The following is a 14,956-nucleotide window of genomic DNA, read 5'->3' as shown; positions in this document are numbered from 1 at the left end:
TTACTTGGCCTTGAGCTTGAGGTAGGACTGATGCAGATCCGAGGCCCAGCCGTCGATCACGCCTTTCACGTCATCGGCCTTCATCACCTGCGAATCATTTTCCAGCGGTTTGCCAGTGCCCTTGCGCACCACCTGCGCCGCCACCTTGTTGGTGCCGCCATCGAGGAACACCGCTTCGGTCGCCAGCGTGGTTTCCTGATCGCGAATACCGCTGGCGGTGCTGACCGCTGCCGCCACCAACGCCACCGGAATCACCTCATAAGCATGCAGGCCTTCGGTCTTGCTGCTGACGGCAGTGATGGCCGCGCGCACCACAATCACGCCCGGCCCGGGGCCCGAGGCCAGCGGCAGGGATTTGCCCAGTTCACGCTTGAGCGCCTGATCGTAGTAGCTGGTGATGCCGTTGAGGGTCTGCTGTGGAATCTTCACGGTGGGTTGCGGTTTGGGATAGAGCTGGGTCGGTTCGACGTAAAAGCTGGTGAATTTGCCGATGTCGACTTTCGGGTCGATCCAGCGCATCACTTCGGCCCCCGACGGGGATTTGGCCTCCCTCAGCTGGCTGTAGTCCTTGAGGAAGCCTGAGTACTCGTCGGGTGCGACGGTTTTGCTGGAGCAACCCACCACGCCCAGCGTGGCAATGCACAGGGTGCTCATCATTACGGCTAGCTTCATGCTGTAACTCCTGTCGGAAGGCCGAATTTATTGCGTCGGGGGAGTTACAGGTATAGCTAAATTCGCGCCGTTTGCGATCAGAAACCCGAACATTGCACAACGTCGGGTCCGGACCTTTGAAAGGTCCGGACCATCACCGGTGCTCAAGGCTTTCTTCTACCAGCTCGAAGTCTCGCCACTTCTCAACGCCATCTCCCGCCGGCTGTTGGCCCGCATCGCCTTGATCAGCGACACCGTCCCCACCAGCAGAATCGCCGCACCGAACAGAAAATCAATGTTGTACAGCTGGAAATCCTGCACCGGCCCCACCAGCACCGTGCGCACCACGCCGATTCCCACCAGCGTGGCGAGGAAGTCGATCCCCGGTTCATCGCGGTAGAACACCAGCAGCAACGGCAGGCACAGCACCAGCAGCATCAACAGCACCACGACCTTGAACGAGCCTTTGCGCTCGACGCTGAATGCACATTCGTGGGGGCCGTAGGCCTTGTAGTCCTCGTCGCGGATCATCGAGTTTTTCTCGTTGATGTAGTCGGCGCGGTTGTATTTCTGGATCGGCGTGAAGGTGTTGGACATCTCCATCAGCGTGGTGATGTTCTTGAAGCGCAGGTCGATGCGCTCGCTGCCCTTGAGGTAATACAGGACTGGCTTGTAGCCGTAGCGATAGGTGTCGAAAGGAAATTCGGTGACCCGGCCCTGGACGCTGATCGGCCGCGATTCAAGTTCGGCAAAGGCGCTCTTGTCGGTCGAGGCGAGGTTGCGGCTCAGGGGCAGGACTTTCACCTGTTCGAGGAAGATCGGCGTGACGCCGAACGACCACTGCAACGGTTCCAGGCGCAGACGCAGTTCGTTGCGGCCCAGGTCATAGCGGTTGAAGGTGCGTTCGGAGACCACTACCGCGCCGCTGAGCATGAACTCGCCGCGCAGGTTGTTGGTGATGCGCAGGGTCAGTTGATCCTTGCCCAGCAGCGCCGCTTCGGTGTTCGGCGGCGTGCCGCACCACGCGGTGCTTTCGCCGACACCGCCGAGCTGACCGCCACGGTTTTCGTTGAACACATAGATGTAACCGGCCCACAGCGTCACCATCAACAGCAACGCGGTGATGCCCAGAATTTTTTTTCCCGGACTCACTGATCAGACTCCCTTCTTCGTTCCGTCGTCCAGCCGAAAACCCGCTGGCGACGGGGACTCTACCAAAAGGCCACCATCGACCCAAGGAAAAATCCCCGATTCATCAGGGTTCTAAGGGTTTCCCCTGCATCACCGGCGCCGGAACAACGGTCGCGGCTCGATCACCGAGCGCCCGTACAACACGCTCATCCCCGCCAGGCCCTTGAGCGCATCCTCGGCGGATTTGTCCTCGCGCACGGCGAAGCTGTCGAAACCGCACTGGCGCATGTGGCTGAGCTGGTCGCGCAGCACATCGCCGATGGCGCGCAACTCGCCTTTCCAGCCGAAACGACTGCGCAGCAGATAGGCCTGGCTGTAGGCGCGGCCGTCGCGAAAGCTCGGGAAGTCGAGGGCGATCAGGGGCAGCGAGGCCAGCCATGGCAGCAGGCTTTCGACGCCGTCGTCCGGACCCAGCCAGACCGCGTGAGTCGAGGGTGATTCGAGCCAGTGGGCCAGCGGCAGAATCAACATTTCAGTGCTGTCAGCCGTTTCGGGCGTGCGGATCAGCGTCCACGGATCATCGAGCACGATCCGCGCCCCACTCGCCTCAATGCGCAACAGATTGTTCATGCCGACACCTCCAGCGCTTTCGGGTAGACCCGCTCCTTGAACGGCTCCAGTCCGATGCGCGCCACGGTCTCGACGAACTGTTCTTCGGCCTCGCGATAACGGACGAAGGTGCCGATGATCCGCTCGATCACCTGCGGCACTTCGGCGGCGCTGAACGACGGGCCGATGACCTTGCCCAGTGCGCTGTTTTTGCCCTGCGCGCCGCCGAGGGTGATCTGGTACCACTCGCTGCCGTTTTTATCGACGCCGAGAATCCCGATATTGCCAATGTGATGGTGGCCGCAGGCGTTCATGCAGCCGGAGATGTTCAGGCTGATGTCGCCCAGATCATGCAGGTAATCGAGGTTGTCGAAACGCGCCTGAATCGCCTGGGCAATCGGGATCGATTTGGCATTGGCCAGCGCACAGAAATCACCGCCGGGGCAGGCAATGATGTCGGTCAGCAGGCCGACATTGGCGGCGCCCAGCCCCTGCTCTTTCGCCTGCTGCCACAGCGCAAACAGCTCGGACTTGGGCACGTCGGGCAGGACGATGTTCTGCTCGTGGGCGATGCGGATTTCGCCGAAACCGAAACGCTCGGACCAGTCGGCCACGGCCTGCATCTGCGCATCGGTGACGTCCCCCGGCGGCGCGGCCAGGCCCGGTTTGGTCGACAGCACCACGCTGGTGTAGCCCGGCACCTTGTGCGGCTGAACGTTGCGCGCAACCCAGCGGGCGAACGCCGGGTTCTCCGCCAGATGCGTGCCGAAATCCAGATCGGTGCCCGCCAATGTGCGATAGCTCGGCGGCACGAAGGCACTGGCGACGCGCTGGTATTCATCCTCGGTCAATTGCGCCGGGCCGTCCTTGAGGTGTTGCCATTCCTCCTCGACTTCCTTGGCGAACGCTTCGATGCCCAGCGCCTTGACCAGAATCTTGATCCGCGCCTTGTACTTGTTGTCGCGCCGGCCGTGGCGATTGTAGACCCGCAACACCGCCTCGACATAGGACAGCAAATGCTGCCACGGCAGGCCATCGCGAATTTGCAGACCGAGAATCGGCGTGCGCCCCAGACCGCCGCCGACGATCACCCGCAGCAGCATCTGGCCGTCACGTCCGGGATAAAGGTAGAGGCCGATGTCATGCATCATGATCGCCGCGCGATCCTGCGTCGCCGAGCAGATGGCGATCTTGAACTTGCGCGGCAGGAACAGGAATTCCGGGTTGATCGTTGACCATTGCCGCAGGATTTCGGCCAGCGGACGCGGATCGATCAGCTCGTCTGCCGCGACCCCGGCAAAGGCTTCGGTGGTGATGTTGCGCACGCAGTTGCCCGAGGTCTGGATCGCATGCATGTTGACCTGCGCCAGGCGTTCGAGAATGTCCGGCACCTCGTGCAGCTCGATCCAGTTGAACTGCATGTTCTGCCGGGTGGTGAAGTGGCCGTAGCCACGGTCGTAGTCCCGGGCAATGCTTGCCAGTGTGCGTATTTGTTCGGCGCTCAGCGTGCCGTAAGGAATGGCCACCCGCAGCATGTAAGCGTGCTTTTGCATGTACAGGCCGTTTTGCAGGCGCAACGGCAGGAATTCCTCTTCGCTCAACTCCCCGGCCATGAAGCGCTCGACCTGATCGCGAAATTGCGCAACGCGCTCGAACACCAGCGCCCGGTCGTAATCATCGTATTGATACATGCAGCGGCTACCTCATCAGTTTTGATCACGGTCAAAACTGTGGGAGCGGGCTTGCTCGCGAATGCGGTGTGTCAGCCAACAATTCAGTTGCCTGACACACCGCATTCGCGAGCAAGCCCGCTCCCACAGGATTTTTTTACGACTATGGACGAGCGGCGCAGCACGCAACAGATTCACCTGAACGCATAAAAACCGTATCAGGGCGCGGCAGATGGCCGCAGGCAGCGCCTGAATCTGATCCGCATAAATGAACAATTCCTGAGCCTGTTTTGTTTCCGGTGGGGTTTCTACAGTGCAGCTCGTGCCAGACCGGGTGGCCTGGCAAGACTTTGCAACCGTGGATGAACTGACCATGAGCACAGCAACAATCGGACAGGCTTATAACTACAAGGTCGTCCGCCAATTCGTCATCGCGACTGTTTTCTGGGGTGTCGTGGGCATGGCGATGGGGGTATGGATCGCCTCGCAACTGGTATGGCCGGAGATGAATCTGGACTTGCCGTGGACCACCTTCGGCCGCTTGCGACCGTTGCACACCAGCCTGGTGATTTTCGGTTTCGCCGGCAGCGCGCAATTCGCCGCCAGTTACTACGCCGTGCAGCGTACCTGCCAGGTGCGGCTGTACTCGGACAAGCTCGCCGCCTTCACCTTCTGGGGCTGGCAATCGGTGATCGTGATCATGCTGGTCACCCTGCCGATGGGCTACACCACCACCAAGGAATACGCCGAGATCGAATTCTCCGGCGCCGTTTGGATGGCGGTGGTCTGGGTCGCGTACGCCATCGTGTTCTTCACCACCGTGGTGCAGCGCAAAACCAAGCACATCTATGTCGGCAACTGGTTCTTCGGCGCGTTCATTCTGGTGATCGCCATGCTCCACGTGGTCAATCACCTGTCGATCCCGGTGGACTGGTTCAAGTCTTATCCGGTGTACTCCGGCGCCACCGACGCCATGGTGCAGTGGTGGTACGGGCACAACGCGGTGGGGTTCTTCCTGACCACCGGGTTCCTCGGGATGATGTATTACTTCGTGCCCAAGCAAGTGAATCGGCCGGTGTATTCGTACCGGTTGTCGATCGTGCACTTCTGGGCGCTGATCACCCTGTACATCTGGGCCGGCCCGCACCATTTGCATTACACCGCGCTACCGGACTGGGCGCAGTCGCTGGGCATGGCGATGTCGCTGATCCTGCTGGCACCGAGCTGGGGCGGGATGATCAACGGGATGATGACCCTGTCGGGCGCCTGGCATAAATTGCGCACCGACCCGATCCTGCGCTTCCTGGTTCTGTCGCTGGCGTTCTACGGCATGTCGACGTTCGAAGGGCCGATGATGGCGATCAAGACCGTCAATGCCCTCTCCCACTACACCGACTGGACCATCGGCCACGTACACGCCGGCGCACTCGGCTGGGTGGCAATGATCACCTTCGGCGCGACCTATCACATGGTGCCCAAGGTCTTCGGCCGCGAGCGGATGCACAGCACGCCGCTGATCAACCTGCACTTCTGGCTGGCGACCATCGGCACGGTGTTGTATATCGCCTCGATGTGGGTCAACGGGATTACCCAAGGCTTGATGTGGCGGGCGATCAACGAGGACGGCACGCTGACCTACTCGTTCGTCGAGGCGCTACAGGCCAGTCATCCAGGGTTTGTCGTGCGGTTTGCCGGCGGGGTGTTCTTCCTCAGCGGCATGTTGCTGATGGCCTATAACGTGTGGCGCACCGTGCGGATTGCCGACGTTGCACTCGCCCACCGTGAAGCGCAGATCGCCTGATCAAGGGAGCTTGGCCATGTTCGATGTTTTGTTGAATGTGTTGGGTGTGCTGTTTCTGTGGCTGGCGGTGGAGTATTGCTTGCGCCATGAGACGAGCGAGAGCCTGGATGAGGCGAGTCTGACGCCGTTTGCCGATGATCCGGAAGTGGCGCGGCGAGTTGAGATGGCTACTGGTAAAACCGTGAAAGCGGTGGCGCCGGAGGTGGCGAAGCCGGGGTGGGTCAATCTTGAGATGTGAGGTGTGTCAGCCGAGCGGCCCCTCACCCTAGCCCTCCCGAAACGTCGGACCGCCCATAGGGAGAGGGAACTGACCGGGTTGTTTTTTCGAGTTACGCCGACCTGAAATATCGAGCCGAACTCAAAAATTGAAAAGCCCCCGATCTGCTCCCTTTCCGTCGAACTCAATATTGAAAACGACACAAATCTGCTCCCTTTCCCCCTCGCCCCCTTGGGGGAGAGGGCTGGGGTGAGGGGGTTGCTCTTGATCTTAGGTGCGGTCACGCGGAATCAAACTCTGTAACTGCTGCGCGAGAAAATTCGCATCGAAGGCAAAGGTATCCGGATCCTTCAACCCATTGGTCTTGCGCCACTGCCAATCACCATCGGGCAGCCCCACCAACGAAACACTCCCGTACCGCGCCGCCGTCAACCCCATCACCGCCAGCGAAATCTGCCCGCCACTGCCCATCACATCCGGTACAAACTCCACCGGTTTGCCGGCAATCACGATGCTCAATTTTTCAGTCTTGAAGGTTGAGGTCTCAACCGGAATGCTCGGCCCGAACGCCACATAAGCCTCGCGACTGACCTCCAGCAAACCCGACGCCTGCACCGGTTCCAGCCATTGCTGGATCCGCCCGAACAACTCGGTAATCCGGGTGGCCCAGGTCGCTGACTGCGTCTCGAACAATTGCTTCTTGTGCGCTTCGCTGTCGGCATAGTGGCGAAGCATTTCGCCCAGTTGCTGTACGTCGTCCATCTGATTGCCCTCGTAGAGTAGCGATACCGCGAAGGACGATCATGGCAGGTTCAGCCTCAGGACGTACGACCAAGCTCGGACGAGTTGCTCGACGACTCTTCATGAAATTCGACGAAAGGCTGCTTTTTTCGGTATTCACCTGTCAGATCTGACAGTAGGCAGCGTCCACTCCATGAGCTTTGATAAGTGCAGTCGTTTTTCAAGTTGCACGACATGGAACTCTGGAGTTCTGAAATGAATGGCCCCAATGAAATCAAAGTGCAGGTCACCCGGATCGGCCCCACTGCGAGCGAGACGTCGAAAGGACTCTGGTTTCTCTTCAACAAGCACAGTGGAGATCAAATCATCTTTCCCTGGTTTTTGAGACTTACCCTTTTAAGGACACCATTGTTGGCCACAACAATTCCACAACTTGCCTGTAAAAAACCTGAGTACACATCATGCACAGAATAATTGGCGCAATGTTGGTGACTCTGCCGGCTGTTTGCGCGCAAGCGGCAACTCCGCCGGACGACGTGCGCGCATCCGAGCTCGCAAACGCAGACAGCTACATCCAGAAAGTGGAGCGCTGTAAGAGTTACATCGCGAGCGCGCAATGGATCTACCGGAACTACGAGTGGGCACTTTCCATCAAGCCGACCGACTGCGCCAGACAAACGCCACCGGAAGGCACGGCCTATTTATGGGATGAACTCACCCGTGATTATTCCAACAGCCGTTACTGGACAAACACTCATGGCCTGCGCCACCAGTTGATCTGTCATCTGATGGTTGCCCGGAACAAACCTGAGTGGTACCTGGAGCCCTGGCGCCCTGACGTTGGACTTTCAAAAACAGTGGCAGAAGGCTGTAACCACGAAACGCCGTTACTTGAAGACGCGCCCTGAGCGCAGGCAACGGGGCCATGAACAGTAAGGGCGCAATGAATACAAAAAACATCTTCCTTGGGATTTTGTTTGCAACGCTTCTGGGTTGTACTCAAGTCGACACCAATCCACCGTTGCCGGTCGTGAGCAACAACCCTCACGCCGAAATGAGCGGACCTAAGGTGATCGAGTTGTTGAACACGCTCTACAACCGTAAATTTCCGAACTGCGATCAAAACAACAATCGACCTGCTTTTCTTTGTTCCGGGATCATCTTTCGAGTCACTGACAAGAACCCCGGCGACACGCACCATGTCTGGAACCCAAGCCCGACCTCAGTGAAAAACGGCGGTGTTTCGTTTTCCTATCTCAGGGCCGACTCAAAATTCGGCCGCCTGGCATGGGGAAAAGGCAACGGCTTCATGCTGTACCCCATCTTTGGCGCTCCCATCGACAAGATCGACCTTGATGTACTGTGCTCCTTCCCGATTGATGGCTGGACCTGGAACCGGACGACACCCTGCGGTGCTCATGCCTCGTTTCCCGCAACAAGCCAGCGCTGCCAGAGTGCCGGGGTTTCCACCGCCGAACAATGGAAAAACGTATGGGACACCTCACCCGACAGTCATCACATTCGACAATGCGGATTTGACGTTTCCGAAGCCACCGGCAAACCGGCGGGAGTGCCCTTCTATCAATCTGTACGAGCAAGGGGAATGCTGAGCCAGATGCCCGCGCATTTCTCCGAGCAGAATGAAATCGTGATCAAGACCTGGCCACAGAACCTGCAAAACACACTCCCGCTCATGGCGTTCTTTTTCGTGGCCGGCGGCACCAATACTGGTCTTGCCGAAGCACAGGGCAATCAAAAGGATTTTTACGACTCCACAAACCCGAAGATCTGGGTGCCAGTGATCCGCCTGTTTCCGCCGGCCACACCTGCCACCGAGGCAACGTTCCAGTACGTCGATGCGGACCAACTGGTCAAGCCGTAACCCGACGCAGCCGCGCCATGCTCAGGGTGTCGACCCATTGCCCGTCACGCACGGCGTAATCCCGGAACAGGCCTTCAGTCTCGAAGCCGAACTTGCGGTAAAGACCGATGGCCGCCTCGTTATCGGCATACACCGAAAGCTCGACCCGGTGCAGGTTCATCCAGTTGTCGGCGACGTCCAGCGCCGCCGACAACAGCTTCGAACCCACACCCTTGCCCTGCCACGCCACCGCAACAGCCATGCCGACACTGCCGGCGTGGCTACGGCGAATTCGCGAAAAAGCCTCCAGCCCGAGATGCCCGATCACCGCACCTTGATGCAGCGCCACCAGTTTCACCATCCGTTCGTTTTCGGGCATCAGCCGCTGGCGCCAGATCTCGGCAGACTGAAACGGCATCTGCAGCACCTGCCGGGTCACGGCCGGGTCGTTGTAAAGCGCGGTGACGCTTTCGACGTGGGACTCGCTGAAGCGTTCGAGGTGAATGGCGGGGTTGTGCTCAGGCATGAAAGATCCCTCCTGGATCAGTGCGTGGCCGGTCACTGTAAACCGCTTCTTCACGGATTCGCCATGACTGTTTAAAGCCGTTGACCGAAACGTCCGGCAAGCCACAACGGCTTGCGCCATTGCCTACGCATCCGCCAGAATCCGCCGGCTTGTGCGCCTTGAGGGCGGGCTCTATCGTTTCCGGGTCGCTGATGAATCAGCGATCGGGTTTAGCAGCTCGGCAATTCTCAAGGCACGCTGGTTTCGCCATTTCTGTTTTATGGCGGCTTGCGTGGGGCACTTCGGTGCGCCGGGATCCTTGAGCCTGGTCTGCTAACCCGCGTACAGCCGCCACCCCATTCGTTTAGCAGCGGTGGATGACGGCTCCATTTCTCAAGGAGCTTCACCATGATCAAACCAACACCCAACCCACCCGAAACCGACACCACCTCGCCCTACGAATCCCTCGATTCAAAGACCTTCCACGAAGCCGCCGAACGCGCCCTCGATCACTACTTCAATCCTCTACTCCCCAGAAAACCCCTGCTCAAACCCAACACCCGCTACCTCATCGCTCCCGGCATCGACAGCGAAGAACTGCTGGCCGACGCCTGCGAAACCCTGACTTCGGCCAAAACCATGGCCACCGACTTCGCCGGGCTGGTGGACGGCTCGCATCGGCATGTGCTGCTGGGCATTGCGCAACTGATCATGCTGGGTGAACTGGCGGTAAATCGGGCGCTGGATAATCTGGAGTTGAAGGCCGAGGCGCCGCTATAGCCTGATCGCCTGATCGTTCCCACGTCGAGGCGTCGAACCGTCCGCGTGGGAATGCAGCCCGGGACGCTCCGCGTCCCTCCCGGAGCTGGAACGCGGAGCGTCCCTTGAGGCATTCCCACGCGGACGCTTTCGACGTGGGAACGATCTAAGAAAAATTACTCGAACCACTCCTGCCGCTCATTGAAAGTGCGTTGAATCAACTCAACCAACGTCCGCACCTCGCCAGCCTCCTGCGATTCACTGTTCACCGCCAACCAGGCCTGCAACCGCATCGCCTCGTCAAACAACCCCGGCAACGCCACCAACCCGCGATCAAACCGGCTCATGTACATCGGCAGCAAACCAATACACGCGCTGCACCGGATCATCTCCAGCATCAGTTCATAAGACTGCATCTGCACTACCCCGGCCAACCGCTGTGCGACCAGTTCATTCCACGGTCGAAAGCTGTCGATCTGCCGGTCATGCTGCCATTGCACCAGCATGAAATCGGCGAGGTCGTCGGGGCTTTCCGGGCGTGCAGTCACGCGGGAGTAACGCTTGGCAATGTGTGGCTGGTATTCCAGTTGCGCGAGGCGTTGCGGTTCGCTGGTGGCGAAGGTCGGGCCGGGGTGCGGGGTATCGCCGTGGGCGAGCCACAGCACGATGTCGGCGCTGACGGCGCGCAGGGCCAGTTCGCTGTCGAGGGCGATGATCTCGAGGCGCACGCTGGCGTTGCGGCGCAACAGTGCGATGAGGTCGCGTCCGAGGATGTCATGCAGGATCGATTCGGCGACGGCCAGCCTTATCAGGGGTTGCTCGATCACCGGGAGTTTGCGCTCGTGAGCCAGGGCGATCAGTTGCGCCTGCAATTGCTGGCCTTCACGGGTCAGGCTCAAGGCGCTGCCCTGAAAGCTGAACAGCGCACATTGCAGTTGCTGTTCGAGTTGCGCCAGTTGTTTGCGCAGCAGGGTCGAGCGCACGTTGAGGCTGCGGGCGGCTTGCATGAAGCAGCCGCAACGGGCGCTGACCAGAAAATATTGCGCGACGTCGCCGTCGAGGGTCGCCGCTTGCGCCAGCCAGGATTCTTCCTTGTCCCGGGGCCAGCGGAAATCGGCGCTGCTCGGTCGTGCTGCGGGTTCGGTGAATGACATCGATGACTCCCTGTCGATCTTTGTTTTGGTGTGCCGCGCTTAGGGTTTGGTCTCCAGCACCTTATTGAGCTCGGCCCCGTCGATACTCAGCGTTGCGGTGTTGAGCATGCCGTCCAGATAGGCCTGGGCGATCTGTTCCTGACGCTGTGCCCGCAAGGCCTGGGTCAGTTGGTCACGCAATTCGTCGAGGGTCGCGGTGCGGGCCGGTTGTTGCTCAGTGAGTTTGATCACGTGGAAGCCGCCGCTGCTTTGAACGGGATCGGAAACCGCGCCAACCTTGAGCCGCGCCACGACACCACGCACTTCCGGCACCAGTTGCTGCAACGGTTGCAGGCCGGTGTCGCCGCCGCGCTCAGCGGTGAGCCGATCCTGGGAAAACTCTTTGGCCAGGCCTGCAAAGTCCGCCGAGGTTGCCTGGGCTTTCTTGCTCAACTCCGTCGCCTGCTTGCGCACCGCCTCAAGATTCTGTGGTTCGTTGACCCCGAGGAAAATCTGACTGACCCGATACAGCGCCGGCGTCTGCCAATTGGCCTTGCCCGCGTCATACGCCTGCTGCAACTCTGCAGCGCTCGGATAATCGGCCGGCACTTGGCTCACCGACTGCAAATAGTCGCGGAACACGATCTGTTCGGTGGCGGCACGGGTTTGCCGAACCACGTCCGGACGCTGCGCCCAACCCTGGGCGTCGGCCTGCTCCAACACGGCTTTTTCAGCCAGGCGTGAACGAATCCAGCGCTCCAGCGCCTCACGATTACCGCGCAGTTGCTCGCGGGTTTGCGGTGGAACAGCCGCCAGCAACGCCTGCAACTCCTCCGGTGAAACCTGCTGATTGCCCAACCGCGCCACCGCAGGCCCACTGTTCGCCGCAATGACCGGCGCCGGTTGCTGGGCGGCGACCGGGTCATTGCCCGGCCGCACCACCAGCGCCACGGCCACCACCAACAGCGCCACCGCAGCGGCGCTGATTACCATGGCAGGTTTTGTCACAGCGCGACTTCCTCTTGCTCAACCTTTGGAGCCTGGGCGGCGGCAGCGTTCTGGGTGAAATCACGCAGGTACACGATGAACTCCTGAAGCAGGCGATCCCACAGCTCCAGGTTGCCGCGCAGGTAATCGCTGCTCACGCCAGCGGCCACCACCACGTCCATTTCCATCACCAGAAATTCGCCCTGCAACGACAACCGGGCAAACCGGCGGGTTGCGTTCCACTGCTCGGCCACACCGGCCGGCAACTCGCCCTGCACGCGCAAGGCGCAGCTGAAGGTGAAGTCGACGTAGCTGCCCTGCTCCGCCACCGCCGGGTTGCCGAAACGCACGGCATAACCGATGCCCTGGCTGGCGCTGAGCAACTGGACAATGCCGTTCTGTTCGGTCTGGTTGACGCGGTAACCGGCGGCTTGCAGAACGTCGGTCAGGGATTGCGGGGATACGTGGGAGATCAATTGAGTCATTACTTCTTCCTTGTCCATGAGTCTTTTAATCAGTGCGCGATCGCAGCTTGCGGCGCATCGAATTGAGTCTTGTACAGTTCGTCGCCAAAGCCCTGAGCCAGTTCATCAAACTTGACCCGGGCGCTGCCGGCGAAGGGCTGGCGGATTTTCATCACCTCGGCCACATCGATGTTTTCGTAGGCGGTGAGAATCTGCTTGGCCACGCCGTACATCTGCTGATTCTTGACCGAACATTGCTGCACTTGTGTGTCACGTTCAGTCAATTGCGCTTGAAGCTTAGACCGTTCTGCCTCTTTGGCACGGGCCATGACCAACAACTCGTCATAGGCTTTCTTGAATTTGCCGGTCTGCTCGTTGCTGGCCGCGACTTGCGCCTGGGCCTGGCTGTGCAGGGCTTGCTGCTGCCCGGCCAGTTGCTCGGCGAGGCCTTTGGCCTTGGCCAGTTCGGCGGTCAATTGCTTGATTTGTGCCTGCGCAGCCTTGGCTTCGTTCTGCGCCGCCAGTTGCGCGGCGCTGGCCTGGGCCTGCTGGCTTTGCAGGGTTTGCAGTTGCTGGGTGGTGCTGCGCAACTGGGTGCGCAGGCGTTCCTCCATGCCTTCGGCGCTCGCCCCGGTGGCGATCAACATGCCGAGCCCAAGCCATAAACAGCGGATTTTCATAACCCTCTCCCGGCGCCTTAGAAGCGCGTGTTGATCTCAAGCTGCATGACGTCGATGTCGAACGGCGCGCCATACACCGCCTCCGAACTCAGCCAGCGGCCGGTGGCGTAGACGTTCTTCGCAAGACCGTAATTGCCCCCCAGAAAGTAACCCTTGGCGTTGGTGCCGCCGAGGTGGAACGACGAATCGTTGAAGCCGTCCGGCAAGGCATCCGGCTGGATGTACTTGTAGCCGGCGAACAGGTTCCAGTCGCCCTGCTTCTTCAGCTCCAGCGCGTTGCCGAGGGTGAACTGGACCATCCACGCATTGGCGCCGCTTTCGATGTTGCCGTTGCTGTCGAGGTTGTTGACCAGTTGTCCGGCCGAACGCTTGCGCATGTCGCCTTCGTCGTAACCGAGGTTGTGGATGTAGTTGCCCTGGCTGCGCAGTTTGAAGTCTTCCGGCAGGTCGGCGTCCCACACCACGTTGAGGTCCAACAGGTTGAATTCGGACGCCAGGCCAACGAATTGCGGTTGCGGCGTGGTGGTCGGGTTGAGCGGGTTCGGCGTGATGTCACGCAGCAGGAACACGCTGTTGCCCTTCTGCATGAATGCTGCGCGGGTGCCGTCGCTGTCGCAGCCCGGCGCGCCGGCCCACGGTTCGCAAGGGCTGGAGCGCTGGCCTTCGATGTCGTCGAAGCGGTAGTAGGCCAGCGCGCCTTTCAAGCGGTTGTTGCTGTTGATCGCCCATTTGGCGCCGATCTGCGCGCCGTACAGCCATTTGTTGTCGCTTTCTTCCTTGTCGAAGCCGTTGCTGGTGGTGGTGTCGTTGGTGTAGTCCACCGGGAACGCGCCGACAGTGCCGAACACGCCCCAGTCGCGGCTGAGCTTGTGGTCGAAAATCGCCGCCACGCCGTCGAAGTTCAGGTCGTTGGAATACAGCATGTCGGTGGACATGAACGGGTTGGCGAAGCGGCCACCGGTCAGCGTCAGCTCCTCCGACGGCTTCCAGGTCAGGTAACCCTGATCGAGCCAGATGTCCTTTTTCGAGAAACCGCCGCCGAGGTTCTGGGTGGTCGACACCGGGTTGTTGTCCGAGCCGGTGCCGATGCGGATGCCGGCGGTCCATTGCGGCGAAATCTCCGCTTTCATGCCCAGGCGGGCGCGCAGGCGGAACAGGTTTTCGCGGTCTTCGCGGGTGTTGAGCAACGGCGGCAACGCGGTGCTGCTGTTGGGGTTCACGTCGTACGGGCCGTTGTTGTTGAGTTTGGCGAAGTCGACGATTTCGTTGCTGTTGCTGCCCGAGTAGTAGCGTGATTCGTCACGCAGACGGATGTCGCCGTCGAAGCTGATGCGCGACGCCCAGTCCGGGAAGGTGTTGGGCGCGGCCCAGTTTTCCTGCTTGGCGGTGGCCATGACTTCAGCCTTGACCTGATCGCGGATCTGGTCGCGCACCGCGGCCGGCACGTATTGCACCCGCACATCGCCCGGTGCGGTGACCGGCCCGGCCGTCACGGCAGTGGACGCCGCAGCCTGCTTGGCCTGGGCCGCTTCGTTCTGGGCCTGGGCGATCAGCGCGTCGGCCTTGTCCTGTTTCAGAATGCCCTGCTCGACCAGCAAGCGGATCAGATTGATCGTGGCGTTCTCCGAGGGCGCAGGCGCTGCCGCGGCCTGACCGACCAGGGTCGCGATGACCATGCCGACCGCCAGGGACAATCGATTCACGTTGGAAATCATCTGCACACAACTCCTTTTCATACAGCTTTATG

At 60.3% G+C, this 14,956-nt stretch carries 16 protein-coding genes; 5 read left to right on the top strand and 11 right to left on the bottom strand.

Annotated elements, in window-relative coordinates; translation table 11 throughout:
• From QRN46_RS14935 to nirA, 4 genes are all read right to left on the bottom strand, one after another.
• Nucleotides 1–672 (bottom strand): DUF3313 domain-containing protein, encoded by a 672-nt coding sequence (locus tag QRN46_RS14935; protein WP_221614743.1) that lies wholly within the window; start codon nt 670–672, stop codon nt 1–3.
• A gap of 156 nt (nt 673–828) precedes the next feature.
• Nucleotides 829–1,803, bottom strand: coding sequence for a hypothetical protein (locus QRN46_RS14930; protein ID WP_064381826.1), 975 nt, complete (start codon nt 1,801–1,803; stop codon nt 829–831).
• Between the two features lie 129 nt (nt 1,804–1,932).
• A complete protein-coding gene (locus QRN46_RS14925; RefSeq protein WP_221614744.1) occupies nt 1,933–2,412 on the bottom strand; it encodes a DUF934 domain-containing protein in 480 nt (159 codons plus the stop codon).
• On the bottom strand, nt 2,409–4,082 hold the full coding sequence (gene nirA / locus QRN46_RS14920) for a nitrite reductase NirA (RefSeq protein WP_285355536.1): 1,674 nt from the start codon (nt 4,080–4,082) through the stop codon (nt 2,409–2,411). Before nirA ends, QRN46_RS14925 begins: the two co-directional genes overlap by 4 nt.
• Nucleotides 4,083–4,434: 352 nt before the next feature.
• Here nirA and ccoN point away from each other — a divergent pair, with 352 nt between their 5' ends.
• Both ccoN and QRN46_RS14910 read left to right on the top strand, forming a co-directional pair.
• Nucleotides 4,435–5,862 carry a cytochrome-c oxidase, cbb3-type subunit I gene (ccoN, locus tag QRN46_RS14915; RefSeq protein WP_201818293.1) on the top strand — a complete coding sequence of 476 codons (1,428 nt, stop codon included), beginning with the start codon at nt 4,435–4,437 and terminating at the stop codon, nt 5,860–5,862.
• Between the two features lie 16 nt (nt 5,863–5,878).
• Nucleotides 5,879–6,100 (top strand): cbb3-type cytochrome c oxidase subunit 3, encoded by a 222-nt coding sequence (locus tag QRN46_RS14910; RefSeq protein ID WP_221614745.1) that lies wholly within the window; start codon nt 5,879–5,881, stop codon nt 6,098–6,100.
• Between the two features lie 249 nt (nt 6,101–6,349).
• On the opposite strand, the gene QRN46_RS14905 is transcribed toward QRN46_RS14910, so the two are convergent.
• Nucleotides 6,350–6,841 (bottom strand): hypothetical protein, encoded by a 492-nt coding sequence (locus QRN46_RS14905; protein ID WP_285355534.1) that lies wholly within the window; start codon nt 6,839–6,841, stop codon nt 6,350–6,352.
• Nucleotides 6,842–7,302: 461 nt separating this feature from the next.
• Between QRN46_RS14905 and QRN46_RS14900 the strand changes: the two genes are divergently transcribed.
• Together QRN46_RS14900 and QRN46_RS14895 are read left to right on the top strand one after the other, a co-directional pair.
• Complete coding sequence (locus tag QRN46_RS14900) at nt 7,303–7,728, top strand: DUF2599 domain-containing protein (RefSeq protein ID WP_285355532.1); 426 nt, start codon at nt 7,303–7,305, stop codon at nt 7,726–7,728.
• A gap of 17 nt (nt 7,729–7,745) precedes the next feature.
• Entirely contained in the window at nt 7,746–8,702 is a 957-nt protein-coding gene (locus tag QRN46_RS14895; RefSeq protein ID WP_236676532.1) for a halovibrin HvnC, read from the top strand.
• On the opposite strand, the gene QRN46_RS14890 is transcribed toward QRN46_RS14895, so the two are convergent.
• Complete coding sequence (locus QRN46_RS14890; protein WP_011333925.1) at nt 8,692–9,207, bottom strand: GNAT family N-acetyltransferase; 516 nt, start codon at nt 9,205–9,207, stop codon at nt 8,692–8,694. The two genes, QRN46_RS14895 and QRN46_RS14890, sit on opposite strands and share 11 nt — an antisense overlap.
• Before the next feature lie 387 nt (nt 9,208–9,594).
• Between QRN46_RS14890 and QRN46_RS14885 the strand changes: the two genes are divergently transcribed.
• Complete coding sequence (locus QRN46_RS14885; protein WP_039772362.1) at nt 9,595–9,966, top strand: DUF6124 family protein; 372 nt, start codon at nt 9,595–9,597, stop codon at nt 9,964–9,966.
• A 155-nt stretch (nt 9,967–10,121) separates the two neighbouring features.
• Here the strand turns inward: QRN46_RS14885 and QRN46_RS14880 are convergent, their stop codons facing one another.
• The 5 genes from QRN46_RS14880 to QRN46_RS14860 are packed head-to-tail and all read right to left on the bottom strand — an operon-like array spanning nt 10,122 to nt 14,924.
• Complete coding sequence (locus tag QRN46_RS14880; RefSeq protein WP_011333924.1) at nt 10,122–11,099, bottom strand: LysR family transcriptional regulator; 978 nt, start codon at nt 11,097–11,099, stop codon at nt 10,122–10,124.
• Nucleotides 11,100–11,138: 39 nt separating this feature from the next.
• On the bottom strand, nt 11,139–12,086 hold the full coding sequence (locus tag QRN46_RS14875; RefSeq protein WP_041475253.1) for a peptidylprolyl isomerase: 948 nt from the start codon (nt 12,084–12,086) through the stop codon (nt 11,139–11,141).
• Nucleotides 12,083–12,550 carry a YbjN domain-containing protein gene (locus QRN46_RS14870; protein ID WP_007955105.1) on the bottom strand — a complete coding sequence of 156 codons (468 nt, stop codon included), beginning with the start codon at nt 12,548–12,550 and terminating at the stop codon, nt 12,083–12,085. Before QRN46_RS14870 ends, QRN46_RS14875 begins: the two co-directional genes overlap by 4 nt.
• A 29-nt stretch (nt 12,551–12,579) precedes the next feature.
• Entirely contained in the window at nt 12,580–13,209 is a 630-nt protein-coding gene (locus QRN46_RS14865; protein ID WP_011333921.1) for a hypothetical protein, read from the bottom strand.
• Between the two features lie 17 nt (nt 13,210–13,226).
• Nucleotides 13,227–14,924 (bottom strand): putative porin, encoded by a 1,698-nt coding sequence (locus tag QRN46_RS14860; RefSeq protein ID WP_285355523.1) that lies wholly within the window; start codon nt 14,922–14,924, stop codon nt 13,227–13,229.
• Between the last annotated feature and the right edge of the window lie 32 nt (nt 14,925–14,956).

Origin of the sequence: Pseudomonas sp. lyk4-R2A-10 (assembly GCF_030209075.1) — a bacterium.
Lineage (GTDB): Bacteria > Pseudomonadota > Gammaproteobacteria > Pseudomonadales > Pseudomonadaceae > Aquipseudomonas > Aquipseudomonas glycinae.
This window is presented reverse-complemented; position numbering and strand designations above follow the sequence as displayed.

Bases quoted from the DNA above. Each gene is read 5' to 3' on its own strand.
- QRN46_RS14935 (WP_221614743.1), bottom strand. From the start codon at position 672: ATGAAGCTAGCCGTAATGATGAGCACCCTGTGCATTGCCACGCTGGGC.
- QRN46_RS14925 (WP_221614744.1), bottom strand. From the start codon at position 2,412: ATGAACAATCTGTTGCGCATTGAGGCGAGTGGGGCGCGGATCGTGCTC.
- nirA (WP_285355536.1), bottom strand. From the start codon at position 4,082: ATGTATCAATACGATGATTACGACCGGGCGCTGGTGTTCGAGCGCGTT.
- ccoN (WP_201818293.1), top strand. From the start codon at position 4,435: ATGAGCACAGCAACAATCGGACAGGCTTATAACTACAAGGTCGTCCGC.
- QRN46_RS14910 (WP_221614745.1), top strand. From the start codon at position 5,879: ATGTTCGATGTTTTGTTGAATGTGTTGGGTGTGCTGTTTCTGTGGCTG.
- QRN46_RS14905 (WP_285355534.1), bottom strand. From the start codon at position 6,841: ATGGACGACGTACAGCAACTGGGCGAAATGCTTCGCCACTATGCCGAC.
- QRN46_RS14900 (WP_285355532.1), top strand. From the start codon at position 7,303: ATGTTGGTGACTCTGCCGGCTGTTTGCGCGCAAGCGGCAACTCCGCCG.
- QRN46_RS14895 (WP_236676532.1), top strand. From the start codon at position 7,746: ATGAACAGTAAGGGCGCAATGAATACAAAAAACATCTTCCTTGGGATT.
- QRN46_RS14890 (WP_011333925.1), bottom strand. From the start codon at position 9,207: ATGCCTGAGCACAACCCCGCCATTCACCTCGAACGCTTCAGCGAGTCC.
- QRN46_RS14885 (WP_039772362.1), top strand. From the start codon at position 9,595: ATGATCAAACCAACACCCAACCCACCCGAAACCGACACCACCTCGCCC.
- QRN46_RS14880 (WP_011333924.1), bottom strand. From the start codon at position 11,099: ATGTCATTCACCGAACCCGCAGCACGACCGAGCAGCGCCGATTTCCGC.
- QRN46_RS14870 (WP_007955105.1), bottom strand. From the start codon at position 12,550: ATGACTCAATTGATCTCCCACGTATCCCCGCAATCCCTGACCGACGTT.
- QRN46_RS14865 (WP_011333921.1), bottom strand. From the start codon at position 13,209: ATGAAAATCCGCTGTTTATGGCTTGGGCTCGGCATGTTGATCGCCACC.
- QRN46_RS14860 (WP_285355523.1), bottom strand. From the start codon at position 14,924: ATGATTTCCAACGTGAATCGATTGTCCCTGGCGGTCGGCATGGTCATC.